Consider the following 24,560-nt stretch of genomic DNA (forward strand, 5'->3'; position numbering starts at 1 on the left):
GCCACATGCTTTGCGATCTCCATCTGCACAGCGACCGCAGCGACGGCGAGCTCCCGCCCGAAGCCGTCGTCGACACGGTCGCGTCGGCCGGCGTTGGCGTGATGGCGCTGACGGATCACGATACGACCTCGGGCCATGTGCCGGCTCGCCGCAGAGCGGCCGAGCGCGGCGTGCGCTTCATCGGCGGAATCGAGATGACCACGTACGCGGCGGGGCGCGTCGTCCACGTCTTGGGGCTCGACGTCGCCGATGACGACGATGGGCTGGACTACGCGAACGCGCTGGCACAGCGGGTGTTCGGCGCGAACCAGCGGCGCTGGATCGAAGCGCTGGCGGACCAGGGGCACGGCGTCGACTGGCGACGGGATTTTCCCGATGCGCCCGTCCGCTTGCCCGTCTTGATCGAGCGTCTCTGCCTACGCGGCTATGTGGACGGCGATCCCCGTCGCTGTCATGCTGCCTTCAAAGATTTCTTCGGCGCGCTGCCGGCAGCCGCGTTCGCGGAATTGCCGACGCCGGCACAAGGAGCCGCGGTCATCCGCGCCGCCGGAGGCATCGCGCTGCTGGCTCATCCCGCCGAGCTGGTCGACGACGGTTACGCGGACGGGCTGATCGACGAGCTCGACGGGCTCGAAGCGATGTACCTTCGCTACGACGCGGATCGGCGCTCAGAGTTGTGCAGCCTTGCGCGCCGGCGCGGCAAGCTCTATTCGTGCGGCAGCGATTGGCACGGCTGGTTTCAGGGCGCGTACGTCAACCCGAACTTCGAAGCGCCGCCGGACCTGCTCGCGCGCTTCAGCGCGTAGCGCGCTTGGCCGCGACGAAGTCGAGAACGGCGTCCGCCTCGCGTGCGTTCAGCACGTCGGCCTTGGTCAAGCCGGCCTTGCGTGCGGTGCCGACGCCGAAACGCAGATTGTCGAAATCTTCAAAGTGGTGCGCGTCGGTGTCGATCGAGATCGTGCAGCCAAGCTCTTTCGCGCGCCGCGCCATGCCTGCGCCCAGATCAAGGCGCGCGGGATTCGCGTTGATCTCGAGCGCGGTACCGGACTGCGCTGCCGCGCGGAACACCGCTTCGCTGTCGAAGTCGTAGCCAGCGCGCTCCTCGATGAGCACCCCGGTCGGGTGGCCGATGATGTTGACGTATGGATTCGCGATCGCGCGCAGCAAGCGTTTGGTCTGCTTGTCTCTGTCGCCAGCGAAGCCCGAGTGGATGGATGCGACGACGATGTCGAGTTCGGCCAGCACCTCGTCGGGGAAGTCGAGGGAGCCGTCGGCGCGGATGTCGACTTCGGACGAACAGAAAAGGCGGATGCCGTAGCTCGTCGCCGCCGCACGCACCTGCGCGATCTGTTCGCGCAGGCGCTCGACCGACAGGCCGTTGCCGACCGACCGGCCGCGCGAATGGTCGGAGATCGAGAGGTATGCCAGCCCTCGGCTGGCCGCTTCGCGCGCCATCTGTTCGATGCTGCGCGTGCCGTCGCTCCACGTCGTGTGATCGTGCAGATCGCCGCGGATGTCGCGCAGCTCGATCAGATCCGGAAGCTCGTTGCGGCGCGCAAGGTCGATCTCGTCGAGCCCGAGGCGGATCTCCGGCGGGATGAACTGCAGCCCGAGCATCTCGTAGACACCGGCCTCGCTGGCTGAGGTACGCACGCGGCCGCTCTCGACGGTCTCGATGCCCCATTCACTCACTTTGAGACCCTTGCGGATCGCGTACTCGCGCAGCTTCACGTTGTGCTCTTTGTTGCCGGTGAAATGCTGCAGCAAGTTGCCGAAGCAGCGGTGCGGCACGACGCGCAGATCGGCTGAGATGCTGGCGCGCAGCCAGACGGTCGCTTTGGTGTCGCCCTTGGCGGAGACGCGTTCGACGCCGCTGCGCGCGCAGAAGAAATCGAGCGCCTTCTCCGGCGTCGAGCTCGTGCAGATGAAATCCAAGTCGCCGACCGTCGGCTCCATGCGGCGCAGGCTGCCGGCCGCGACGATGTTCTTGGCGATCTGTGCGCCTTCGAGTGCAGCTGTGATCTCCTGCGCGAGCGCCCACGCGTCGCCGAGCCGCATGCGCTGCGTGCGCTGCGCGAGGCGCGAGAGCGCGAGCTTGAGATTCTCGACGCCTTTGGCGCCCAAGCGCGGCAGCGTCGCGATCGAGCCGTCGTCTACGGCACGGCGCAGATCTTCGAGCCCGGTGATGCCCAGGGTCTGGAACATCGCGATCGCGGTCTTGGTGCCGACGCCGGGGACGTGGAGCAGCTCGAGGATGGTCGGCGGGAACTTGGCACGCAGCTCTTCGAGATACTTGCACGTGCCGGTGTTCTCGATGTCGACGATCTTCTGCGCGATCGCCTTGCCGACGCCCGGCAGCTCTTGCAGCGCGTCGCCGTCGATCAGCTCGCGCGCGGGGGTCTCGCTGTCCTCCAAGCTGCGCGCGGCCCGTTCGTACGCTTTGATCTTGAAGAACGGCTCGCCGTCGAACTCCATGAGAGCGGCGATCTCGTTGAGTTGAGCTGCGATGTCTGTATTGGTCACACGCGCGCCTCCGCGCGCCTGGCATTCTCGAAGGCGAAGGCATGACCCCGCCCGAACGCTTGGGGCCACCATGGCGACGCAAGCGCCTGCCAAAGGCAAGCGGCTCGACCCTGCGATCCTGAACCTGCCGGTCGAGAAGATGCGTGACGGATACTATTCCGACACGTACTTCAACCGCGTCGTCCAGATCTTGCAGGCCGACGATCATCATCCGCGCGTGCTCATGCAGGTCTTCCAGAAGAAGAACGCGGTGCTGTGCGGGATCGACGAAGCGATCGCGATCCTCAAGCTGTGTAGCGGGCGGCGGCACCCCGACGGCTCGTGGGATGAGGGCTGGCGGCAGCTCGACGTGCGCGCCCTCTACGACGGCGACACCATTTCGCCGTACGAAGTCGTGCTGACCATCGAAGGCGATTATTCGCTCTTCGCGCATCTCGAGACGGATTATCTGGGCGTGCTCACGCGTCGCACCAAAGTGGCGACCAACACGAGCGCGGTGGTGGCGGCGGCCAACGGCAAAAACGTGCTGTTCTTCCCGGCGCGCTTCGACCACCATCTCGTGCAGACCGGCGACGGCTATGCGGCCTATGTCAGCGGCGCGCTCGGCGTGAGCACCGATGCCCAAGCCGAGTGGTGGGGCAGCAAAGGCATCGGCACCGTGCCCCACGGTCTCATCGCAGCCTACGGCGGCGACACCGTGCTCGCGACGGAGAAGTTCGCCGAGCATATGGATCCCTCGATCAACGTCATCTCGCTCGTCGACTTCGACAACGACTGCGTCAATACGTCGATCGCGGTGGCCGCGCGGCTCGGCCGGCGATTGTGGGGCGTGCGGCTGGACACGTCGGAGACGCTGGTGGACAAGAGCCTGTGGCATTCGATGGGGACGTTCAAACCGAATGGCGTCAATGCGGAGCTCGTGCTCAACGTGCGCCGTGGGCTCGATGCGGCCGGGTACGACTGGGTCAGGATCATCGTCTCGGGCGGTTTCGACGTCGCCAAGATCAGGCAGTTCGAGGACCGCAAGATACCGGTGGACGCCTACGCGGTCGGATCGGCGCTGTTCCGCGGCATCTACGACTTCACGGCCGACATCGCGCTGGTCGAAAAGAGCGGCGCGATGGTGGAATGCCATAAGGTCGGACGGCCATACCGCCCCAACCCTCGTCTGGAAAAGGTCGTCTAAGGAAGCAGCGCGTTCTCGCCGGCGAAGAGCCCGTCCGAATTCGGCAGCCACGCCCACACGAGGATGGCGCGCACCGCCGGATGGATGAAGGCGAACTCGAGCGTCGCGTCGGCGGGCAGCAGCCCGTGCGTCCGTAACGCAGCCGCGCTCGGCTCTTCGTCCGTCGTCCACGGAGCTTGACCATAATGCTCTTGGCCGCCCCGGAGCGCGTTATAGTGCACGTGCCGCGGGATCTCGTACCACGCGCTCGCCGGAACGGCGCCAAACGCCGCGGGCGGCTGCGCGCCTGTCAGGAATTGGTAGCCGCACGCGACGAGCCGGCCGGCTTCGTCGTAAACGAGCATCGTCGGATGCGCAAGATCGGGCGGATCGAAGCGATCGTGGTTGGTGAACATCAGACCGACGCCGTCGACGTAATCGGTGGTCTGCACGTAGTGGTCGCCGCGCGCCCAGGTCACGAGCCGGTATGGTTGTGTGGCGGTCCGCACCGCTTGCGCGAACGGCGAGTCGTAGCCGTCGTCGTCAGCGCGCGCGGTCGAAGGCGGCGCTGCTGCCAGCGCGACGAGAGCGGCAAGAGCGACGACAGTCAAACGCGTCGAGCTATTCATCCTCATCCACAGTTATCGGCAAACGACAAGGGGGACGAGTCGCCTCGCCCCCTCGATGCCGGTCACGCCGACGCGCGTGACTGCGCCGGGAGATGCCGAGGTCAATGAGATTGACGCTATTGGTCGACGTGGTCAAGAATCCGGCGAGAACGGGTACATACCCCTTACCGCCCGGGCAGCTGACCGGGCTCGGCACGGCGGGGATTCCGGCCGTCGCGCACGGCACCGACGAGCCGACGCCCATGGCATCGCTGGCCCCGAGGGCCGTGTAGTTGGTATGCGTGAAGACGGTCGAGGCGCTGCTGCTGGAGCAACCCACCGCAGTGAGGCTAGTCACCGCGACGAGAAGCGCTGTCATGAAAGGCGCTTTGTTCATGAAATCTAACCTCACAGCCGATGATTAAGAAGTAGGGAAGCCCTGGGTTGCGCGCAGACCCGTCTGTGGACTTGCTCCGCGCAAGCCGGCCGCAGGCACTCCGGAGGATCAGCTTGCACCATCGCGTCGCGGCGCTCGCCATGTGCGCCCTTGTCGCAGCCGTCAGCGTTCCGAGCCTTGCCGATGCGCCGCACCTGTTGCCCGGCGACAAGCTCACCTACGACATCACCATTCAGGTGAACGAACGCACGGCGCCGCCGCGCGTATCCGCGTCCAAGGTCCGCAATGATTCCAGTGCGGGCGCGGGGACGGCGACACTCGAAATCGTCGGCGTCGATCCCGACGGCACGGCGAACGGCAATCTCAGCGTGGAGCTGCTCGGATTCTCGGCCGGCCAGCCCATCATCGTGCGCAAGACCGTCGCCGCCAAGATCGCACCCAACGGCGAGATCCATCCGGCGACCAACATCGATCCGCTCTTCGACCAAGCCATCGCGCTCGCCGATCAGAGCATTCGCGACCTTGCCGGGCACGATGTCCATTCCCAGCCGAGCTGGCAGTGGCGCCTGCCCGCGGCCACGTATCCGATGACGATCGAGTTCGACCGCGTCTTGCGCGGCGAGCAGAGCTACCAAGGGCTGCCGACGCTCATCGTGCAGACGACCGGCAGCGGCCAATACGCCGCAGACGCCGATCCCGTGCAGGCAAGCGTGAGTCTCGCCGGCACGTACTACTACGACCAGCGCGACGGGCTCTTCATCGGTCAGGCGATGCGCAGCGACACCAACGTCGCGGATGAGACGTCCGGCAGCGTCGATGCGTCATCGCTGATCACGATCGTGCTGCGCTCGTTCACCCGCGTCCAGCGGCCCGAAGCGTCACCATCTCCTGCGACGACGGAGTCAGAAGCGACGCCCGCTCCCGCGACGCCGGCGCCGACGCCCGTTCCCAACGAGATCGCGCCCTCCCCATATCCGACGGTGACGCCGAGCCTGCCGTAGGCTCGTGACGATGGTGCGCGCCGTTTCGATCGTCATCGCAGCCGTGGCGGCAGCCGCGACGACCGTGGCCGCGCTCGGCGACGCCGGCGCTCCGAGCTCGGTGCCCGATGCATTTCTTCCGAATCGAGCCTTCGGCATCGGTGAGCAACAGGTCTACGTCATCGAGCGGCATCAGACGGTCGACGTGCGCTTTCGCGCGCCGAGCGGCGACCTTGTGTCAAAGGAAGTGTCGCGCAACGACCTGCACAGCGTCGCGCTCACCGTGGAGGGTTCGAACGCGGGCGACATCGTGTTGGCGGCGGTCAGCGATTCGGCGGCACAGGCTGATTCGGCGCCCAGCCCCAGCATCCGCGCGGACGGCACGATCGAAGCGGCAGGCCTTCTGGTCGCTATCGGCGGCGGCGCGCTCGTGCTGAGCGCTGCTCCCCCGGCGCTCGACGAAGGCGTCACCTGGAGCTCGAGCGGCGCGCTGCAGCTGCCGTTCGGACCGACGCACGTCAAGTTGACCAACGCGAGTTCCGCCTGGCCTGACCAGGCCGGCATACTGCAAGTCGCGTCCAGCGGATCGCTCGACGAGGCTGGAACGGTGGCGGTTCCCGGCTTTGGACCCGCGACGCTGCGCGGCAGCGGTTCGGCCAAAGGCATCTCGTTCGTCGACACCGGCCTGCGGCTGTTGCTGGGCTCCACATACACGCTCGCGGGCAGCGGCAATGCGCAGAACCGGCGCGGCGACCGCGGCACCTACCTTATGAGAGCGACGTATACGCTCAAGCTGGCACGTTACGTCCCTGGCAGGCCCGGGCCGCCGGCCTACGCGCCGACCGAGTTGCCGCGCATGATCGAAACCGTCGCACCCGACCAGATGATCCACAGCGGGAGTGTGGACGAGATCGCCCATCCGGCGCCGACCGACAATGTCTTCAGCAACTCGCCGCTGCCGGCCGGTTCGCCGATCCCGCTTCCAGACGCAAGCCTCGCACCCGTTCCGCTGCCCGTGTCGAGCGGGGCGGCGCTCGCATCGCCCTTGCCGCCGCCCCCGACGCCGGTGCCGACGCACACGCCGCGCTAACAAGACGCAGTCGTAAAAGAACGGGCCTGCGCTCGCAGAAAGCCCGCCTAGTGATTGCAGCGAGCGAGCTCATCGGGGGGACCGGACAGACCACCGGAATCGTCGCAGTGGAGACCGACGCAGGGGCCGGCACGGCGACCCTGTACCGTCGCGACGGGGCTGGCGTCGAGCGGCTCGTCACACCTCTGCGCTCGTGGGTATTGGCGCGCAAGACGATGGACGACAGCGTCGAGCTCGCCGGCCGCCACCCGCTGCGCCATCTGCTCGTCACGAGAACTGGCCGGGCCGTCGAGTTCGCTCGCTCGCTCGCGAGCGATCAGCGCCTGGCCTACCTCGATCCGATCGCTTCGCACCTCGTCGCCAGCGGCGAGACCTTCTATCGCGGCCTGCCGTTCGAACAGCTGCGCCGGCTGCAGTTCGACCTTGAGACGCTCGACATCTATCCGGAACGGCCGGACGCTGCCATCGTCCTCATCGGCGTGCACGATTCGAGCGGTTACGAGCGCGTGCTCGCGCTTGACGCATTTCCCAGCGAGGCGGCGCTCATCGAAGAGTTCGTGCGCATCGTGCGCGAGCGCGACCCGGATGTGATCGAGGGCCACAACGTCTTCAATTTCGACCTATGGTATTTGAACGAGCGCGCGCGGCGAGCGGGCGTGGAACTGACCCTCGGCCGCGACGGCGCGCGCATGTGGCTTGACGACAGCCTGCGGCGCAGCGTTCCCAACGGCATGGTCGCCAGATATCACCGCATCCCGGGCCGCCAGATCGTGGACACGTTCTATAGCGTGATGCGCTGGGACGTGGCGCGCAAGCTTCCCAACTACAAGCTCAAGCACGTGGTGCGCCATCTCGGCATCGGCGACGAGAGCCGCGCGCTGGTGGACGCCGCCAATATGCGCGCGCTGTGGTCAAACCCGGACGAACGGGCCAAGCTGAAGCTGTACTGCCTCGACGACGCGCGCGACACCGACCGGCTCTCGCGCCTGGTGACCCCCAACGAGTTCTATCAGGCGCAGCTCGTGCCCGAATCGCTGCAGGGGATCGCATTTGTCGGCATCGGCAGCCGCATCGAGCGCCTCATGGTGCGCGCGTATCTCGCGCGCCAGCATTCCATACCTCGCCCGCGTACGGCGGCGCCGATCGAGGGCGCATTCGCAGCCGCGTTCGAAGTCGGCGTGTTCCACGACGTCGTCAAGTGCGACGTCGAAAGCCTCTATCCGTCCCTCATGCTCGCGCGCGGTATCGAACCGCAAGATGACGATCTACACGCGTTCTTGCCGATGCTGAGCGGCCTGCGCGAGCTGCGCATGCGCGCCAAACGCGAGTCCGAGGCGGCGCGCGCGTCGGGCGATGTGCGCGCGCATCTCGCCGCGGATGGCCTGCAGCAGGCGTTCAAGATCCTCATCAACTCGTTCTTCGGGTTCTTGGGGACCAACGGTCTGCATTTCAACGACCCGGCCGCGGCGGCGCGGGTCACTGCGGCCGGCCGCGAGATCATGGAGCGCATGGTCGCGGCGCTGCGCGAGCGCGGGGGGCGCGTCATCGAAGTCGACACGGATGGCGCGTTTTTCCAGCCGCCGCCCGGCGCGGATCCAGAACAGCTCGTCGAGGAGGTCGGCGCCTCGCTCGGCGACAGCCTCCGCCTGGCGCTCGAAGAACGTTACCCGGCCATGCTCTCGCTGATGCCAAAGAACTACGCGCTGCGGCGCTCGGCGGGCGAGCTCATCTTGCGCGGATCGGCGCTGCGCTCGGCGCGCGACGAGCCGCTTGGCCGCTCGCTGGTGTCGGGCATCGCGCTCGCGCTGCTCGAGGATAGACCAGACGACATCGAGGGCATCGTCGCCCAGGCTGTGGCGCGCGTGCGCGAGGGGCGCCTGAAGGTCGAAGAATTCAGCCGCCGGGAGTCCATCACGCCGAAGACGTTCAACTCGCCCGCGAACCAGCGCTTGGCGCGCGCGATCGCCGAGAGGGGCCTTGCCGTCGGCGACAAAGTCCGCGTCTATCAACGGGTCGGCGGCGAGCTCGCACTCTCGGAGGAGTATGCGGGCGACGAGGACCGCGAACACCTCGTGCGCCGCATCGCCGACTTCGTCGCCCGTTTCGGGTCGCTCGTTCCGGCGAGCGCCCGCGCGGCAGCGGGCGAGCCCGAACAGCTCTCGATGAGGTTGTAGCAGGTGGCTGCAGAAACGCTCCGCGTCGCCGTGGTGGGCATGGGCTTCGGCGCGCGCGTGCAACTGCCGGCGTTTATCGAGCATCCGCAATGCCGCATCGCCGCGGTGTGCTCTGGGTCGCTGGAGCGCGCACGGGCGGCGGCGATGCAGTTCGCGATCCCGCATTTCAGCGCCGACTATCGCGAGGTCGTCAAGCGGCCGGACGTCGATCTGGTCAGCATCGTCACGCCGCCGAACCTGCACATGCCGATCGCGCTGGCGGCGCTGCGCGCCGGCAAGCACGTGCTGTGCGAGAAGCCGTTCGCGCTCTCCGTGGGAGAGGCACGGCGCATGGTGGCGGCAGCCCGGCGCGCGCGGCGCGAGGGCATGCTCGACCACGAGTTCCGCTTCATCCCGGCGCGCGCGCGCGCCAAGGCGCTCGTCGATGACGGCTGGTTAGGCGAGGTCGAGCGCATCGTGATCAGCGAGGCGACGCCATGGATGCACCCATCGAGCACGCTGCGCTATGGCTGGCAGTCACGCAGGTCCGAGGGCGGCGGCGTGCTGGGCGCGTTGGGATCGCATTACATCGACTATTGCCGCTGGATCGCAGGCGACGTCGGCGAGGTCAAGGCGACGCTGCAGACGCGCGTGAAGAAGCGCGCGCGCACGGACGGCTCGATGGGGACCGTCGACGCCGATGACAATTTCTCGCTGAGCATGGAGATGACCGGCGGCGCGCTCGCGACGATCGACCTCACCGCGACCGCCAACGCGCAGTTCAGTTCCATCTTCATCAGCGGATCCAAAGGCGCACTGCTGCTGCGCGATGACCGAGAGATCTTCGGACTGCGCGCCGGGCGCGACCCGGTTCCGGTCACCGCCCCGAGCCGCTTCCCGCGCCGGCTCGGCGCCACCGGCATCCGGCTGCTCGGTCCGTTTTACACGTTGATCGGCGAGCTGCTGGACCATCTGGCCGGCAAACCGTCAAGCGTGCCGACGTTCGAAGACGGCTTGAAGGTGCAAGAAGTGCTCGATGCCGCGCGCCAAGCGGCCCGTTCCGGACGCGCCGTGCGCCTCACCAAGGCGAGGAGACGTTCATGACCCTAGACCATGCGCTCGGTCCGGATTTCGAGTATCTTCGGCGCCTCCACGGCGAACCGGACACGCTCATGCGGGAGCTGGAAGAGCGCGGCGAGCGCGAAGGCATCCCGATCGTCTCGCGCGAGGTCGGCGAGTTTCTGTCCGTGATGGTCAGCGCGATGCTGGCGGGGAACATCTTGGAGGTCGGCACCGCGTACGGGTGCTCGACGCTGTGGATGGCGCGCGCGCAACCCGAAACCGGCCGCATCTGGACGATCGATCCGGACGTCGCCCGTACCGACATCGCGCGCGACTTCTTCGCGCGCGCGGGCGTCGCCGATCGCATCGAGATATTCAATCAGCCCGCGCTCGACGTCATGGGGCGGCTGCCCAAGAACATCTACGACATCGTGCTGCTCGACGCGCTCAAAGAGGAATATTCGGCGTATCTCAAGCTCGCGGTGCCGCTCGTGAAGCATTCCGGCCTTATCATCGTGGACAATCTGCTATGGCACCACAAGGCGGCAGCGCCCGCGCAAAAAGACGACGACGCGCCGACGACGGCGATCCGCGCGTTCAACCAAGAGTTCTTGCACCACCCTGCGCTCAGGGCGACGATTCTGCCGCTGGGCGACGGCGTCGGGGTGGGCGCAAAGATCGCATGAGGAACCGGCCATGAGAATGCCTCGCTTCATCCTTCTATCACTTGCGCTCGCCGGCATGGCGATCGCGTCGCTCTCCAGCCCGCGCGACAGCCACGCGGCGGACGTCACCCCGCGCCAGCTCATGACGGTCGCGGCGCCGATCGCCGTGCCGCGCGCCATCGGGCATTTCGAACAGCTGGCCGTCGACGACAAGTACCGGCGCCTGCTCGCGGTGCACACCAGCAGCAACGAAATGCTGGTGATCAATCTCGAAAGCGGCGAGGTGGAGCGCCGCGTCACCGTCGGACCCGGTTACGGGGTCGCGGTGGACGTCTACGACGGCAAGATCTTCGTGGGCACGTCCGACGGCTATGTCTCCCAGCTCAACCGGCGCTGGCTGGTCGAGAACCAACGCATCTATACGAACGGACCCGTCGGCGCGACCGCATTCGATCCGAAGAACGGCAAACTCTACGCGGCGCATGCGGATGGCGCTGAGGATTGGGTGATCGCGGGCAAGACCGATAAGCTGGCGCAGTTCCCCGTAGCGGTCCCCAAAGGACCCTCGACGATCGTCTACGATCCCGCGACCGACAAGCTCTACCAGAACATCACGCCGGCCAGCTCCGTCGTCGTGATCGATCCCACGACCAACACGGTCAGCGCGACCTGGACGCTCGGCCAGGCCACGGAGCCCCAGGGTCTGGCGATCGACAGCAAAGGCAAGCGGCTGTTCAGCGCAGGCAGCAACGGCAAGCTCGCCGTGCTCGACCTGACCAGCGGGCAAGTGACCCAGACGATCGACATCCCGCCGCGTACGGACCAGATCGCGTACGACCCCGTGCTCAACAAGCTGTACTGCGCGAGCGGCACGGGCCTGCTCACCATCATCGGCGATAACGGCGAGGCCTTCGACCGTATCGGCGACGTCACCATCCCCCGCGGCGCGCACACGCTGGCGATCGATGCGAAGACGCACAACGTGTGGATCGCGTACGGCGGCGATCAGAACGACTACGTGGTCAAGCTCTCACCGCCGGCGTCACCGTCGCCCTCGCCGCCGCCTGCGACACCGACGCCCGCGCCATCGTCGTCCTAGGCTTTCTGCACGTCGATTCGGGCAACGACGGTCGCTCCTTCTCACGCAAATCGAAGCTGTTTCACAGCTAATTCACACGCAATGTGATAACGTCATATCACCACCAATCCGATGAGGTGAAAGCTATGAGTCAAGTCAATGTCAAAAGCCCGCTCGATCAGGCGCGTGAGAACGCACAGGCGTTCTATAAGAAGATCGAGGCGGCTACCGCCACGAACCACGCTCAGATACGCAGCAACCTCGAGAAGGTCAGCACCGACGCGCAGAAACTAGGGATCAATCTCAAGGCGCTTGGAGAGGAGCAGAAAGCTGACGCAAAGCTGCACCTCAAAGAGGCGCAACTAGCGTTTGAGGATACGGCCAAGCGGGCCAATGAAGCGCTCGCCGGGACCGACGCGGATCTTAAGAAAAAGAACCAAGCGGTCATCGGGCGCGCACGACAGGCCGTAGCGCATCTGAGCCAGGCCGTGGCCGCGCGCCGGGCCAGCACGACCAAACCATCGGCGAACTAAGGCGCCGCAGAGAGGGGAAGATCATGGACAACTACATCGCCATCGTGTTCCCGAACGATGCAAAAGCCTACGACGGCCTTCACCAGCTATGGGGCCTGGACGGCAAGGGTGATGTCACCGTTCATGCCGCGGCGGTGATCCGTCGCGATGAATTCGGCAAGATCGATGTCGCCACCAAGGATACCGACATCGGGATGCGCACCATGGTCGGCGTTGGGATCGGTGCGCTGTTGGGCGCACTGGCTGGCCCAGCGGGCATTGCCACCGGCTCAGCGATCGGCGCAGCGGTCGGCGCTGGAGCCGCGGCCGGCGGCGCGATCGGCGTGACCGCCGACGCGATCAAAGCGGGCGAACAGGACGAAGCGTCCTTCGAAACGGGCTTCGTGCTGCCCAAGGGGCAGTCGGCCGTGCTCGCCGAGGTCTCGGAAGACTGGACCACGCCGGTTGACACGACGATGACGGGCTTGGGCGGCCGGGTCTTCCGGCGCGCGAAGAGCGACGTCAGAGACGATTCTTTGTTCAGCAGCGACTACGCGGCCTACATGTACCCGTACGATTACGATCCACATTTCTACGACTAGTCTTGGCGATCGAAAGAATCGATCATACGGCGCGGCGCCCGGATTTCCGGGCGCCGCGGTCAGTCTTCACCGAGATACGCCTTGCGCACGCCGTCGTCGGCGAGCAGCGCCGATGCGGGGCCTTCCTTGACGACCGAGCCGGTCTCCAGCACGTACGCGCGAGCGGCGACCTGGAGCGCCTTGCGGGCGTTCTGCTCGATCAGCAGGATCGGAACTCCGCGCTTGTTGATGTCGACGATGACCTCGAAGATCGTCTCGACCAGGATCGGGGATAGCCCGAGCGACGGCTCGTCCAACAAGAGCACGTTGGGCCGGGCCATCATCGCGCGCCCGATCGCGAGCATCTGCTGCTCGCCGCCCGAGAGCGTGCCGCCCTTTTGACCTTGCCGCTCGGCCAAGCGAGGAAACAGCGCGAACACGTCATCCATGTCGGCGCGCACCGCGTGCTGGTCGCTGCGCGCGTACGCGCCTAACTGGAGATTCTCCAAAACGGTCATGCGCGGGAAGATGCGCCGTCCTTCCGGCACCTGGACGACTCCCAAGCGGACGATCCCGTCGGGCGTCGCCGCCGTGATGTCGTCGCCCTCGAACGTCACGCGGCCGCGAGCCGGCCGGATCAGCCCGGAGATCGTGCGCAGCGTCGTGGTCTTGCCGGCGCCGTTGCCGCCGATCAGCGCGACGATCTCGCCTTCGCGCACCTGAAGGCTGACGCCGCGCAGCGCCTGGATGCGCCCATAGAACGTCTCGATACCCTCAAGCTCGAGGACGGCGCTCATGCGCCTTTGCCGAGGTACGCTTCGATGACGCGCGGGTCGCGGCGCACGAGCTCCGGTTCGCCCTCGCTGATCTTTTCTCCGTAATCCAGCACGGTCACGCGATCCGAGATCCCCATGACCAAGCGCATGTCGTGTTCGATCAGCAGCACCGTGACGCCGCGGTCGCGGATGGAACGCACCAATGCCATGAGGTCGCGCTTCTCCGACGGGTTTGCGCCGGCGGCCGGTTCATCGAGCAGCAGCAGCTGCGGTTGCGGGCCCAGCGCACGCGCTATCTCGAGCCGCCGCTGCATTCCATAGGGAAGGTTGCGCGCCCACTCGTGCGCATAGGACGTCAGCCCGACGAACTCGAGCAGCTCGCGCGCGCGCTCGGCCACGGCCTGTTCCTCGCGCTGCGCGCGGGGCGTGTGCAGCGCGTCGTCGAGCGGCGTGGCGTGCATCTTGGTCTGCTGGCCGACCATCACGTTCTCGAGCACCGACATGAACGCGAACAGCCGGATGTTCTGGAACGTGCGCATGACGCCGGCCGCTGCGACCTCAAACGGCTTGCGTCCGACCAGCGATGCGCCGTCCAGACTGATGGAGCCCGCGCTCGGCATGTAGATGCCCGTGATCACGTTGAACACGGTGGATTTGCCGGCGCCATTGGGGCCGATGAGACTCGCGATCGAGCCGCGTTCCACGTGCAGCGTGAGATCCTTGACCGCGGTGAGGCCGCCGAAGCGCTTGGTCAGACCCTCGATCGCGAGCAGCGGCGCGCTCATTCGGTGCCTGCGGCCGCGGCGGATTCCGCGGGCTGCGCGTGATGCAGCTCGGCGCGGCGCGACGCATTGGAGATGAGCCCCTCGGGCCGGAACAGCATCACGAGCACGAGGATCAGACCGTAGATGATGTAGTGCAGGTCGGCGTTCTGAATCGCGTCGTTGTGCAGCGCCGCTCCCAGGGCGTGCGTCCAGTTGGTGATCTGCGGCAGCACCATGAAGTTGAGCAGCGCGAGGAGCAGCCCGCCGATGAACGCGCCCAGCAGGCTGCCCATGCCGCCGAGCACGATGGCCGACAGGATCGTGACGGACACGGAGAAGTTGAACTCATCCGGGCTGATGAGCGTCAGCTTCGCGGCGTAGATGCAGCCGGCCAATCCTGCGAACGAGGCGCCCATGGCGAACGCCAGCAGCTTGGTCGTGACGGGGTTGACCCCCATATGCGTCGCGGCGAGCTCGTCCTCGCGGATCGCCATCCACGCGCGGCCGAGGCGCGAACGCTTCAGGTTGTTGAGCAGCACGATCGCGATGAGGATGACGACGACGTACAGATAGTAATACGGAATGGGATTGAAGCCGAAGTGATAGCCGAAGAACACCGGCTGATCGACGTTGGAGATGCCGTTGGGCCCGCCGGTGTACTTGTCGAGGTTGAGGAACACCTGCGGCACGATCTCGCCGAAACCCAGCGTGACGATCGCGAGATAGTCGCCGCGCAGGCGCAGCGTGGGCGCGCCCAGGATCAGGCCGAAAAGCGCGGCGACGCATGCGCTCATGAACAGCATCGGCCAGAAGTTGAAATGCAGGTTGAACTGCGTGGAGGCGACCATCGCGTAGGTATAGGCGCCGATCGCGAAAAACGCGGCGTAGCCCAGATCGAGCAGACCCGCGAAGCCCACCACGATGTTCAATCCGAACACCAACAGAAGGAAGTAGCCGGCGTCCGCCACGGCTGAGATGTGGCCCGCATTGCGGTCGATAAGCGGGAAGAACGCGAACAGCGCGATGACCGCGACCAGTCCGGCGGCCTGCAGCGGCGAGACGTCGCCGAACCCCAACGGAAGCCGGACGCGCCGACGGTCGAATGAATGCGACCGCTCCATCAGACCTTCTCCGGCAATTGTTCGCCCAGCAAGCCGGCCGGGCGGAATACCAAGATCAGCACCAAGATCGAGAAGACGACCACGTTGGTCCACTGGTCGGAGATGTAGCCTGAGGTGAACGCCTCGACGATGCCGATCAAGAACCCGCCCAGCATGGCGCCGGCGATGTTGCCGATGCCGCCCAGCACCGCCGCGGTGAATGCTTTGAGGCCGGCCTGATAGCCGTTGGTGAACATCGTCGTGCCGAAATACATGCCGGAGATGAAGCCGGCGACGCCCGCAAGCGCCGACCCGATGAAGAACGTCCACGCGATCGTCGAGTTGACGTTGATGCCCATCAGCGCAGCGGCATCGCGGTCCTGTGCCGTGGCGCGCATGGCCTTGCCGATCTTGGTGTTATAGATGAACAGCTGCAGCACGATCATCATCGCCACGCTCACCGCGACGACCAGCAGCTCGCGCGCGTCCACGTGCACGCCGTTGAACGCGAACGTCGGGTTCGGCAAGAACTGCGGGAATGAGATCTCCGATGGGCCTTTCCAGTTGCGCATGATGCCTTGCAGCAGGAACGACACGCCGATCGCCGTGATGAGCGGCGCCAGGCGCGGCGCGTTGCGCAGCCGGCGATACGCCAGGCGCTCGATGAGCACCCCGATGACCCCGCACAGCAGCGCCGCAAGCGCGATGACCAGCAGTGCGATGAGCGCGCCTTGCCAGCCGCCGATCACGTGGCCGCCCTCCGCGACGCCGATGGCTGCAAGAATCGCGATGCATAGAAACGTCCCGAGCGTGTAGACGTCGCCGTGGGCGAAATTGATCAGCTCGACGATGCCGTACACCATGGTATAGCCTAAGGCGATGAGGGCGTACATCCCGCCTTGGGCTATGCCGTTGATGAGCTGTTGTAGGAAGTATGCCAACGCGGGCAGCCGCGGTTACGGTGTGCCCGCGAAGTTCTGCTGGGTCACGAAGACCCACTTATCCTTGACGGCCTCGTAGAACGAGATGATGCGGTTGGTCGTGTCGCCGTTCGGGTCGAACGAGAACGTGCCGACGACGCTTGGGAAATCCTTGGTCTGGCGCAGCTGCTCGAGCACCTGCGTGCGCGTCGGCGCTTTGCCGCCGTTGGCTTTGATCGCCTCGCCGATCGCGTGGATGAGCACCGACGCCGCGGCATACGCGTTGGCCGAATACGGCCCGACCGGCTGCTTGTACTCGGCTTGGTAGTCCGTGAGGAACCGCGCGGCCGCCGGCAGCTTGGCCGCATTGACCGACGCGACCGTCACCCAGACGTTGTCCGCGGTCGCGCCGGCGTCTTGCAAGAATTGGTTGTCGCTGATGCCGTCGGCTCCGGCGTACGGAATGGAGCCGAGGCCCGCGTCCGGCATCTGTTTGCGGATCAGTCCGCCCCCCGTCGACGTGTTGCCGCCGAAGAACACGATGTCGGGATGAGCGCTGGCGATGCGCGTCAGCAACGCGTGGAAGTCCTGCTGGCCCTTGGTGATATGGTCGTGACCGAGCGACGTGCCGCCCAGCTTCTTGAACGCGCCCTCCCACTGATCGGCGACGCCCTTGCCGTAGGTCTCGTTATCGTCGACCACATACGCTTTGCGCGCCCCGAGTTTCGTGTACGCGTAGGTCGCGCCGGCGGGTCCCTGGATGTCGTCGGTCGTGCACACGCGGAAGTAAGCGATCTGGTCCGGGTGGTCTTTGCGCATCGCCAGCGCATCCGGCCCCTTGGTGAGCGTCGGGTTGGTGTTCGACGGGCTGATGAGCGCGAGCAACAGGCTGTTGGAGAGCGGGATCTCGGCGCGCGCCACGTTGCTGTTGAACGGTCCGATAACGCCCAGCACGGCAGGATCCGCGCCGAACGATTCGATGTTCTTGGCTCCTTGCGCCGGATCGTGCACGCCGTTGACCGCGTCGTCGAGCACGTCGGCCTCAAACGTGAATCCGGGCACGACGTTCTTGGCGTTGGCCTGCTTGACCGCGAGTTCGGCGCCGTACTGCGTCGGCACGCCGATCGATGCGTCCGCACCCGACACGGGCAGATCGATGCCGATCTTGATGACGTTGCCCGCCGGTCCGGCTCCGCCGGTCGAGGTCGACGACGTCGAGGACTTTTGCGTGCAGCCGGTCACCAGGATGCCCGCAAGCGCTAATGCGATGACGAAAGGACGATGCATGGAGCTCGCTCCTTGATGAAGGTACGAAACGAAAGCTTTGTCGGGTTCGCGAGCGGGAAAGTCGCTCCTTGCAGACCGAAGCGGACCTGCGTGTGCACGCTGCTCATCTGGAAGCACCAGCATCCCGAGTACCCGATCATCGTCGCCGCCAACCGCGACGAATTCGAAGGACGTCCGTCCACCGATCCGCTGCGGCTATGCGAACATCCGCTCGTCGTCGGCGGGCGCGACGAGGTCGCAGGCGGCACGTGGCTGGCGGTGTCTGAGCTCGGCGTCATCGTCGCGCTCACGAATCGGCGCGGAGCTGGGCGGCACGACCCGGCCAAACGCTCGCGCGGGCAGTTGGTGCTCGAGCTCTCGGGCCTCGCGTCGGCGGCACGGATCGAAGAGCGCCTGCGCCTGGTCGACACAGCCGAATACAATCCATTCGTCTTCGTGGCGCTCGACCGCGACCGCGGCATCGCAGCGCACGCAGGCGACGACGGCCTGCGCGTCGCCTCGATGCCCGACGGGCTCCACGTGGTCACCAATTGGGAGATGGACGACGATCGTCATCCGAAATCGCGGCGCACCGCGCAGCTCGCTTCGTCGGTCGACATCGCCGTGGGCGAGCCCGAGTTGATCGATCGCTTGCACCGGCTGCTGGGCGACCACGCGCCTGGCGAGCGCGGCGACGACGGGGGCGTGTGCGTTCACCGCCCGCAGGAGCGATACGGCACGCGCTCCAGTGCGATCGTCACGCTCGCCAAGGGCGGCCCAGCACGCTTCTACTATGGCCGCGGACACGCGTGCGAAAATCGCATGCAAGACGTGTCCGCGCTGTTCCAAAGAGAAGATACATCCCGCGCTCGCGTCGAACGATAAAGCGATGCCGTCTCTTTCACCAGACACCCTGATCCGCGAAGTCGTCGAGACGTACAAAGGCTCCGAGGCTGTCTTCGGCGCGCACGGCCTGCCGTGCGCCGGTTGCCACGTCTCCACGCGCGAAAGCATACGCGGCGGCGCGGGCGTCCACAATCTCGACCTCAACGCGCTCATGGCGGATCTCGAACGCTTCATCGCCGACGGAACCGTTCCGCCGCAACGGCACAAGCCGGCCGGCCCGGCGGCTCCGCCCGCTCGCCAGCGAAAGCCGGGCATCGAACACGTCATCGCGGTGATGTCGGGCAAGGGCGGCGTCGGAAAATCCGCTGTGACGGCGCTGCTTGCGGTCGCATTGCGCCGGCGCGGCGCGAACGTCGGCATCCTCGATGCCGACATCACCGGGCCGAGCCAAGCCAAGCTCTTCGGCGTGACCGCCCGCCCGTACCAAGGGGCCGACGGCAAACCGCACCCGCCCGTCACGCGCACCGGCATCCAGCTCATGTCGATGAATCTGATCCTCGACAACGAGAGCCAAGCAGTGATCTGGCGTGGTCCGATGGTGGCCAAGGCGATCAACGAGTTCTACAACGGCTTGGAGTGGGGCAAGGTCGATTACCTTTTCATCGATCTGCCGCCCGGCACGTCCGATGCGCCCCTCACGGTGCTGCAGTCGCTGCCCGTCTCCGGCACCGTGCTCGTCAGCACGCCGCAGGGGCTAGCGACGATGATCGTCAGCAAAGCGATCAAGCTCGTCCAGCAGCTGCACGCGCCCATCTTGGGGCTGGTCGAGAACATGTCGTACTTCATCGATCCGGACACCGGCAAGCGCTTCGAGCCGTTCGGCGCCAGCAAGGGCGTCCAACTGGTCGTCGAGAGCGGCGCGCCGCTGCTCGCCCAGCTGCCCATCGACCCAACGCTGGCGGCATTGTGCGACGAGGGCAAAGTCGAAGACTACGAATCGTGCGACTATGAAGCCTTGGCCGGCAACTTCATCAAAGTCTTGCCCGCGCTAGCCGTGGGCGCACCGACCGCGTGAGGGCCGTCGCGGCCGTCGCGGCCGCGGGGCTGGCGATCGTGCTCTCGGGAAGCGTGAGCGGATGCGCGCGCCACGACAACGCGGAGCGCTCGGCGTTACACCTGCCGGTCTATCCGCACGCCAACGCGGTCAGCGTGCCGCCGCAGATCCGCGCCAAGAACGCCGGCCATGTGATCGAAGTGTTCACGACGTGGGACTCGTTCGACAAAGTGCGCGACTGGTACGCCGCCATGCTGCCGAAGAGCACGCAGTCGGTGGTCAACGAGGTGGAGCGCCAGGCGACCTTCGCCCTGTTCGACGATCGCCGGCGCAGCGTTCACCTTGAGGTCAGCGGCAATCAGGTGGTGATCTATCTATCCGGCACGGACGCGGCCGTCACTGGACGATGACCGGCGCTGCTACTGGATGATGATGACGGTGCGGATCGGCGGATTCGACAAGTAGCCGAAGAAATCGCCGAAGTAGAACATCCCCGTCGTCGCGCCCGTCGAATACGTCTGCGAGCAGACGAAGAGCCCGCAGCCGAGGGCTAGCGTGCCGGTGGAGAACTCTGGGTACGTGATCGCCGTGCCGGCAGGCAGAGCGGTCGTGCCGTTGGTGTTGGTGAACGTGGCGGGCCAGTTCATGCCGTTGGCCGGGCCGAGCAAGGATGCGGTGTGTGCGACGGCGTGATCGAAATTCACGAAGACAATCGTCTGGTTGGCGGACACCGTGATGATCTGCGACGGCGCAGCCGTCGTCACCGGAGACGCGGTGGGCACCGCCGTCAGCACGCCGTATCCGGTGACGACGCCATAAGTCGGATCGGTCGTCGCGGCGACGCCGTTGGAGATCGAGATGAGGTTCTGCGGCACCGGCGTCGGGGTGGCGCCGGTGGCGGTGGCCGTCGCGGTCGCGGTCGCAGACGGCGTCGGTGTCGGCGTCGTGCTGGTGGCGCTGTTCGAGCACCCGCCGGCGACCGTCACGGTCGCCATGAGGGCGATCGCCACCGCCGCGGTCGCGCGGACTCCCGGCGAGAGCAGCCATCGAAGCGCGTCTTGTGTCCGTTGCAATGCGATCCTCGTCCTCATCTACATCTGTTCGATGCGCTGCGCCTTTTGCAGCATCATGTCGTAGGTCATCTCGCCGTCGATCGCTTCGCGGATCACGCCGTTCTTATCGATGAAGAACGAGCTCGGCATGCCCGCGAGGTGCAGCTGCGTTCCCAGCACTTGATCCTGATCGGACCCGACCGGGAACGTCACGCCGAACCGTTTGGCGAATTGCGCCGCCGTCGCGGGCGCCTCGCCCTGGTCGACCGCGACCACGACGAGTTTGCCACGCTGCTCGCGCGCGAGGCGCTCGAGCGCGGGCATCTCTCTGCGGCACGGGCCGCACCACGAGGCCCACAGGTTCAACAGCACATCGTGTCCGCGCAGCGTCTGCAGATCCAGATCACCGCCCGCGACGAGCGGCACGGTGAGGGCCGGCGTGGTCATGCCGACCACCTGCGCCGGCCCGCGGCTCTGGTCGATCTCGCTCGGGAAAAACGCAGCGATCAGGACCACCAGCGCGACCGCGACGACTGCGCCGACGATCCAGCGAAGCACGCCGACCACTTTGCGAGCACGTGCATGCGGCCCTGCCGTACGGCGCGGCCCAAGCGCGGGTAGGTCGCCGTCGCGGCGCGAAATAGCCGCAGTGTGAAGACGATCTCATCCATAGACGACGTGCAGGCGCTGCTGGCCGAGCATCGCTACGTGGCGGACCGCACGCTCGCCGTGTCCATCTATCTGGCAGCCACGCTTGGCCGCCCGCTGTTCTTAGAGGGCGAAGCCGGCGTCGGCAAGACCGAGGTCGCAAAGGTGCTGTCCGCGGGCTTGGGCCGGCGGCTCATCCGCTTGCAGTGCTATGAGGGCCTCGACGTCAACCACGCGCTGTACGAGTGGAATTACGCCAAGCAGATCCTCCACATACGGCTCGCCGAAACGCACGCCGGCGGCGAGGAGCGCGCCAAGATCGAGCGCGAGATCTTCGGTCCGGAATTCCTCATCAAGCGGCCTCTGCTCCAAGCGATCGACGATCAAAATGCAGCCCCGGCGGTGCTTTTGATCGACGAGATCGACCGGGCGGATGAGGAGTTCGAGGCGTTTCTGCTCGAGCTGCTCTCCGATTTCCAGGTGACGGTGCCCGAGGTCGGCACGTTCACGGCCACGACGCCGCCGTTGGTCGTGCTGACGAGCAATCGCACGCGCGAAGTGCACGACGCCCTCAAACGGCGCTGCCTCTATCACTGGATCGACTATCCCGACGTCGCGCGCGAAGCGCTGATCGTCGAATCAAAAGTCCCCGGCGTCGGACATCGGCTTGCGTTGGAAGCTGCGGCCCTCGTGGCCACGCTGCGCAGCGATTCGTTCTACAAGCATCCAGGCGTGGCCGAGACGATCGACTGGGCGGCGGCGCTGGTCGCGCTCGGCAAGTCATCGCTCGACGAGCGCGCGGTGTCGGAGACGATCGGCTGCCTGCTCAAGTATCAGGAAGACGTCGTCAAAGCGCGCGACACCGCGCTTGCCGCGCGCGTCGAGCGCGCGCACAAGGTCGCGTCGCAGGCGTGAGCGAGCGCGGCCTCATCGTCGACGCGGACGAGCTCGTGCGCTTCGCGCACCTCGGGCGCAACGTCGTCATCTTCGGTCGCGTGCTGCGCGATCTCGGCCTCGGGGTGCAGCCGGACAAAGTGATCTTGCTGGACCAAGCCCTTGACGCCGTCGGCATGCGCTCGCGCGAGGACGTCAAGGCCGCCGCGCGCGCGGTGCTCGTGCGCAAGCCCGAAGAGATCCCCGTCTTCAACGCCGCGTTCGACCTGTTCTGGAGCAAAGCGGTGATGCCGCCCGCACCGGTGGAAGCCGCAGGTTTGCCCGAGCAACCGCCGCCCGATGTCGCGGGAGACCCACGCGACGCGCCGCAATCGCCAACGGCGGGATCAAATGTGCCGCGGCCGCAGGCGTCGTTCTTGCGCAGCGACGCCGCCGACGCGGGCGCTTCAGGCGAGCAGCCGCAGGTCGTCGAAGGCGATCGCGCCTTCACCTATAGCTTCGCCGAGGGCCTATACCAGAAAGAGTTTTCGCAGCTCAGCGAGGTGGAGGCGGAGCGCGCGCGCGAACTCACGCGCCGCCACGTCTGGGAGCTCGGCACCAAACGCTCGCGCCGCATGAAGGCCGGCGCCGGCGGCGGCGCATTCGACTATCGCCGCGCGCTGCGCAACAGCCTGCGGCGCGGCGGCGAAGTGCTCTCGTTACCGACGCGGACGCGCAAACGCAAGCAGCGCGATCTCGTGCTGCTGTGCGATATATCGGGCTCGATGGATCGTTACTCGCGCCTGCTGCTGCAGTTCGTGCATACGGTGCGGCATTCGGTCGGGCGCGTCGAGGCCTTCGTCTTCGGCACGCGGTTGACGCGCATCACGCGCCAGATCCGCCATCGAGACATCCGCGAGGCCCTCGATGAGGTGGCGGCCAGCGTGGCCGACTGGGCGGGCGGGACCCGCATCGGCGAGTGCCTGCGCACGTTCAACCTCGAGTGGGCCGATCGCGTCCTCGGCCGCGGAGCCATCGTGCTGGTGATCAGCGACGGGTGGGATCGCGGGGACATCGATCTGCTGGCGGATGAGATGCGCCGCTTGCAGCGCGGCTCATACCGGCTGATCTGGCTGAACCCGCTGCTCGGAAGCTCGCGCTACCGGCCGCAGACCGTGGGCATGCAGGCCGCATTGCCGTACATCGACAATTTCCTGTCCGCGCATAATCTGCGCAGCCTTATGCAGTTTGCCGAATTGCTCAACACCATCGAAGACCGCCGCCCAGTGCGGGCACAGCCGAGCGCGTCATGAAGGACATCCTCGAGACCATCGAACGCTGGCACGCGCAAGGCGAGCGCTTCGCGCTGGCGACCGTGATCCGCGTCGACGGGTCGGCGCCGCGCGACGAGGGCGCGACCATGCTCATCGCGGACAGCGGCAAGATCGCCGGTTCGGTGAGCGGCGGCTGCGTGGAAGGCGCGGTCGTCGACGAGGCGCGCAGCGTCTTGGCCGGCGGGCCGCCCAAGATCGTGCGCTACGGCATCAATAAGGACATGATGTGGGATGTCGGGCTGTCGTGCGGCGGTGCGATCAACGTCTTCATCGCGCGTTTCGAAGGCCCGCCGCAGAGCGCCGAGATCAAACGCCCGCTCGTGCTGGCCACGGTCGTGCGCGGACCCTCGCACGTCGGCGCCAAGCGCACGGTCGACGCGCTGACGGCGACCGGCAGCACGGGTGCCCCGGGCCTCGACGCCGGCATCGACGAGCTGGCCCGTGCCGCCCTCGCGCGCGGAACGGCCAAGACCGCAGCGGTCGGAGCGCACGAGGTCTTCGTGGTGCCGCTGCTCCCGGACCCCCGCCTCATCATCGTCGGCGCGGTGCACATCGCTGCTGCGTTGTGCGAACTGGCGGCTCGTTCCGGATTCGCGGTGACCGTCGTCGACCCGCGCGAGCGGCTCAACAACCGCGAACGCTTCCCATCCGCGCGCCGCCTGGTCATCGGCTGGCCAGAGGACGAACTGCCCGCCCTCGAACCGGACGAGAACACGTACGTCGCCGTGCTCACCCACGACGAGAAGTTCGACGACCCGACCCTCGCGTACGTCTTGCGCCGTCCGGTGCGCTATGTCGGCGCTATCGGCAGCCGGAAAACGCAGGCCGCGCGCCGCGCGCGGCTGGAGCGCGACGGCTTTCCCGCGGCGGTCATCGACGCCGTGCATGCGCCGATCGGGCTCGACATCGGCGCGCAATCACCCGAGGAGATCGCGGTCGCGATTCTCGCCGAGATGATCGCGGCGAAGTACGATCGCACCGGTATGAAGTTGAAAGATCGCGCCGAAGAGCGCATCCACGCATCGTAAAATCGCTCGGCGGTATGCCGATGGAAAAGAAGGAGATGGTCCGCGCGCTGGGCAACGTCGCATCAAGCTCAGTACGAGCGTGTCA

At 66.5% G+C, this 24,560-nt stretch carries 26 protein-coding genes; 17 read left to right on the top strand and 9 right to left on the bottom strand.

The features are described from left to right. Positions 1-5: 5 nt before the first annotated feature. Positions 6-806: a PHP domain-containing protein gene (locus VKF82_10430; GenBank protein ID HME82483.1), complete on the top strand. Its 801-nt coding sequence runs from the start codon at positions 6-8 to the stop codon at positions 804-806. Here the strand turns inward: VKF82_10430 and polX are convergent. Further along, entirely contained in the window at positions 796-2,523 is a 1,728-nt protein-coding gene (gene polX / locus VKF82_10435; protein HME82484.1) for a DNA polymerase/3'-5' exonuclease PolX, read from the bottom strand. The genes VKF82_10430 and polX overlap by 11 nt on opposite strands. Positions 2,524-2,593: 70 nt before the next feature. Here polX and VKF82_10440 point away from each other — a divergent pair, with 70 nt between their 5' ends. Next, positions 2,594-3,709, top strand: a complete 1,116-nt coding sequence (locus VKF82_10440) for a hypothetical protein (protein HME82485.1) — start codon at positions 2,594-2,596, stop codon at positions 3,707-3,709. On the opposite strand, the gene VKF82_10445 is transcribed toward VKF82_10440, so the two are convergent. Continuing rightward, positions 3,706-4,299, bottom strand: coding sequence for a hypothetical protein (locus tag VKF82_10445; protein ID HME82486.1), 594 nt, complete (start codon positions 4,297-4,299; stop codon positions 3,706-3,708). The genes VKF82_10440 and VKF82_10445 overlap by 4 nt on opposite strands. Before the next feature lie 122 nt (positions 4,300-4,421). Here VKF82_10445 and VKF82_10450 point away from each other — a divergent pair, with 122 nt between their 5' ends. The 9 genes from VKF82_10450 (at position 4,422) to VKF82_10490 (ending at position 12,835) form a co-directional block, all read left to right on the top strand. Continuing rightward, positions 4,422-4,589 carry a hypothetical protein gene (locus VKF82_10450; GenBank protein HME82487.1) on the top strand — a complete coding sequence of 56 codons (168 nt, stop codon included), beginning with the start codon at positions 4,422-4,424 and terminating at the stop codon, positions 4,587-4,589. A gap of 217 nt (positions 4,590-4,806) precedes the next feature. Then, positions 4,807-5,694 carry a hypothetical protein gene (locus tag VKF82_10455; protein HME82488.1) on the top strand — a complete coding sequence of 296 codons (888 nt, stop codon included), beginning with the start codon at positions 4,807-4,809 and terminating at the stop codon, positions 5,692-5,694. A gap of 4 nt (positions 5,695-5,698) precedes the next feature. Further along, positions 5,699-6,763: a hypothetical protein gene (locus VKF82_10460; protein HME82489.1), complete on the top strand. Its 1,065-nt coding sequence runs from the start codon at positions 5,699-5,701 to the stop codon at positions 6,761-6,763. A 50-nt stretch (positions 6,764-6,813) separates the two neighbouring features. Next, positions 6,814-8,937 carry a 3'-5' exonuclease gene (locus VKF82_10465; GenBank protein ID HME82490.1) on the top strand — a complete coding sequence of 708 codons (2,124 nt, stop codon included), beginning with the start codon at positions 6,814-6,816 and terminating at the stop codon, positions 8,935-8,937. 3 nt (positions 8,938-8,940) lie between these two features. Further along, on the top strand, positions 8,941-10,020 hold the full coding sequence (locus VKF82_10470; GenBank protein HME82491.1) for a Gfo/Idh/MocA family oxidoreductase: 1,080 nt from the start codon (positions 8,941-8,943) through the stop codon (positions 10,018-10,020). After that, on the top strand, positions 10,017-10,664 hold the full coding sequence (locus VKF82_10475) for an O-methyltransferase (protein HME82492.1): 648 nt from the start codon (positions 10,017-10,019) through the stop codon (positions 10,662-10,664). The genes VKF82_10470 and VKF82_10475 overlap by 4 nt, the downstream gene beginning before the upstream one ends. Positions 10,665-10,674: 10 nt before the next feature. Then, a complete protein-coding gene (locus VKF82_10480; GenBank protein ID HME82493.1) occupies positions 10,675-11,742 on the top strand; it encodes a YncE family protein in 1,068 nt (355 codons plus the stop codon). 125 nt (positions 11,743-11,867) lie between these two features. Then, positions 11,868-12,254 carry a hypothetical protein gene (locus VKF82_10485; GenBank protein ID HME82494.1) on the top strand — a complete coding sequence of 129 codons (387 nt, stop codon included), beginning with the start codon at positions 11,868-11,870 and terminating at the stop codon, positions 12,252-12,254. A 23-nt stretch (positions 12,255-12,277) separates the two neighbouring features. Next, the gene (locus VKF82_10490) at positions 12,278-12,835 is read left to right on the top strand and encodes a hypothetical protein (GenBank protein ID HME82495.1); all 558 of its coding nucleotides are present in this window, start codon (positions 12,278-12,280) and stop codon (positions 12,833-12,835) included. 59 nt (positions 12,836-12,894) lie between these two features. Here the strand turns inward: VKF82_10490 and VKF82_10495 are convergent, their stop codons facing one another. Genes VKF82_10495 through VKF82_10515 form a run of 5 tightly spaced genes read right to left on the bottom strand, consistent with a single transcriptional unit; the run spans position 12,895 to position 17,661 of the window. After that, complete coding sequence (locus VKF82_10495; protein HME82496.1) at positions 12,895-13,611, bottom strand: ABC transporter ATP-binding protein; 717 nt, start codon at positions 13,609-13,611, stop codon at positions 12,895-12,897. After that, positions 13,608-14,375: an ABC transporter ATP-binding protein gene (locus VKF82_10500; protein HME82497.1), complete on the bottom strand. Its 768-nt coding sequence runs from the start codon at positions 14,373-14,375 to the stop codon at positions 13,608-13,610. Before VKF82_10500 ends, VKF82_10495 begins: the two co-directional genes overlap by 4 nt. After that, positions 14,372-15,475, bottom strand: coding sequence for a hypothetical protein (locus tag VKF82_10505; protein ID HME82498.1), 1,104 nt, complete (start codon positions 15,473-15,475; stop codon positions 14,372-14,374). The genes VKF82_10500 and VKF82_10505 overlap by 4 nt, the downstream gene beginning before the upstream one ends. Then, on the bottom strand, positions 15,475-16,395 hold the full coding sequence (locus tag VKF82_10510; protein HME82499.1) for a branched-chain amino acid ABC transporter permease: 921 nt from the start codon (positions 16,393-16,395) through the stop codon (positions 15,475-15,477). Before VKF82_10510 ends, VKF82_10505 begins: the two co-directional genes overlap by 1 nt. 15 nt (positions 16,396-16,410) lie before the next feature. Beyond that, on the bottom strand, positions 16,411-17,661 hold the full coding sequence (locus VKF82_10515; protein HME82500.1) for a branched-chain amino acid ABC transporter substrate-binding protein: 1,251 nt from the start codon (positions 17,659-17,661) through the stop codon (positions 16,411-16,413). A gap of 90 nt (positions 17,662-17,751) precedes the next feature. On the opposite strand from VKF82_10515, the gene VKF82_10520 reads away from it, so the two are divergent. From VKF82_10520 to VKF82_10530, 3 genes are read left to right on the top strand one after another with little or no spacing between them, the layout of a single operon-like run. Continuing rightward, a complete protein-coding gene (locus tag VKF82_10520) occupies positions 17,752-18,525 on the top strand; it encodes an NRDE family protein (GenBank protein ID HME82501.1) in 774 nt (257 codons plus the stop codon). Positions 18,526-18,529: 4 nt separating this feature from the next. Next, positions 18,530-19,561 (top strand): P-loop NTPase, encoded by a 1,032-nt coding sequence (locus VKF82_10525; GenBank protein HME82502.1) that lies wholly within the window; start codon positions 18,530-18,532, stop codon positions 19,559-19,561. After that, entirely contained in the window at positions 19,558-19,950 is a 393-nt protein-coding gene (locus VKF82_10530; protein HME82503.1) for a hypothetical protein, read from the top strand. The genes VKF82_10525 and VKF82_10530 overlap by 4 nt, the downstream gene beginning before the upstream one ends. A 9-nt stretch (positions 19,951-19,959) precedes the next feature. On the opposite strand, the gene VKF82_10535 is transcribed toward VKF82_10530, so the two are convergent. Together VKF82_10535 and VKF82_10540 are read right to left on the bottom strand one after the other, a co-directional pair. Next, entirely contained in the window at positions 19,960-20,631 is a 672-nt protein-coding gene (locus tag VKF82_10535; GenBank protein HME82504.1) for a hypothetical protein, read from the bottom strand. Then, entirely contained in the window at positions 20,632-21,150 is a 519-nt protein-coding gene (locus tag VKF82_10540) for a TlpA disulfide reductase family protein (protein HME82505.1), read from the bottom strand. It abuts the gene before it with no gap. A gap of 93 nt (positions 21,151-21,243) precedes the next feature. Here VKF82_10540 and VKF82_10545 point away from each other — a divergent pair, with 93 nt between their 5' ends. The 3 genes from VKF82_10545 to VKF82_10555 are packed head-to-tail and all read left to right on the top strand — an operon-like array spanning position 21,244 to position 24,475. Continuing rightward, on the top strand, positions 21,244-22,155 hold the full coding sequence (locus tag VKF82_10545; protein HME82506.1) for a MoxR family ATPase: 912 nt from the start codon (positions 21,244-21,246) through the stop codon (positions 22,153-22,155). Further along, the gene (locus VKF82_10550; protein ID HME82507.1) at positions 22,152-23,426 is read left to right on the top strand and encodes a VWA domain-containing protein; all 1,275 of its coding nucleotides are present in this window, start codon (positions 22,152-22,154) and stop codon (positions 23,424-23,426) included. The genes VKF82_10545 and VKF82_10550 overlap by 4 nt, the downstream gene beginning before the upstream one ends. After that, entirely contained in the window at positions 23,423-24,475 is a 1,053-nt protein-coding gene (locus VKF82_10555; GenBank protein ID HME82508.1) for an XdhC/CoxI family protein, read from the top strand. Before VKF82_10550 ends, VKF82_10555 begins: the two co-directional genes overlap by 4 nt. Positions 24,476-24,560 lie beyond the last annotated feature (85 nt).

Source organism: Candidatus Eremiobacteraceae bacterium (genome assembly GCA_035314825.1).
Lineage (GTDB): Bacteria > Vulcanimicrobiota > Vulcanimicrobiia > Eremiobacterales > Eremiobacteraceae > JAFAHD01.

Coding starts and splice junctions, on each gene's coding strand:
- VKF82_10535 (HME82504.1), bottom strand. CDS start 20,631: ATGAGGACGAGGATCGCATTGCAACGGACACAAGACGCGCTTCGATGG.
- VKF82_10515 (HME82500.1), bottom strand. CDS start 17,661: ATGCATCGTCCTTTCGTCATCGCATTAGCGCTTGCGGGCATCCTGGTG.
- VKF82_10480 (HME82493.1), top strand. CDS start 10,675: ATGAGAATGCCTCGCTTCATCCTTCTATCACTTGCGCTCGCCGGCATG.
- VKF82_10475 (HME82492.1), top strand. CDS start 10,017: ATGACCCTAGACCATGCGCTCGGTCCGGATTTCGAGTATCTTCGGCGC.
- VKF82_10505 (HME82498.1), bottom strand. CDS start 15,475: ATGGAGCGGTCGCATTCATTCGACCGTCGGCGCGTCCGGCTTCCGTTG.
- VKF82_10490 (HME82495.1), top strand. CDS start 12,278: ATGGACAACTACATCGCCATCGTGTTCCCGAACGATGCAAAAGCCTAC.
- VKF82_10430 (HME82483.1), top strand. CDS start 6: ATGCTTTGCGATCTCCATCTGCACAGCGACCGCAGCGACGGCGAGCTC.
- VKF82_10440 (HME82485.1), top strand. CDS start 2,594: ATGGCGACGCAAGCGCCTGCCAAAGGCAAGCGGCTCGACCCTGCGATC.
- VKF82_10450 (HME82487.1), top strand. CDS start 4,422: ATGAGATTGACGCTATTGGTCGACGTGGTCAAGAATCCGGCGAGAACG.
- VKF82_10495 (HME82496.1), bottom strand. CDS start 13,611: ATGAGCGCCGTCCTCGAGCTTGAGGGTATCGAGACGTTCTATGGGCGC.
- VKF82_10485 (HME82494.1), top strand. CDS start 11,868: ATGAGTCAAGTCAATGTCAAAAGCCCGCTCGATCAGGCGCGTGAGAAC.
- VKF82_10555 (HME82508.1), top strand. CDS start 23,423: ATGAAGGACATCCTCGAGACCATCGAACGCTGGCACGCGCAAGGCGAG.
- VKF82_10525 (HME82502.1), top strand. CDS start 18,530: ATGCCGTCTCTTTCACCAGACACCCTGATCCGCGAAGTCGTCGAGACG.
- VKF82_10500 (HME82497.1), bottom strand. CDS start 14,375: ATGAGCGCGCCGCTGCTCGCGATCGAGGGTCTGACCAAGCGCTTCGGC.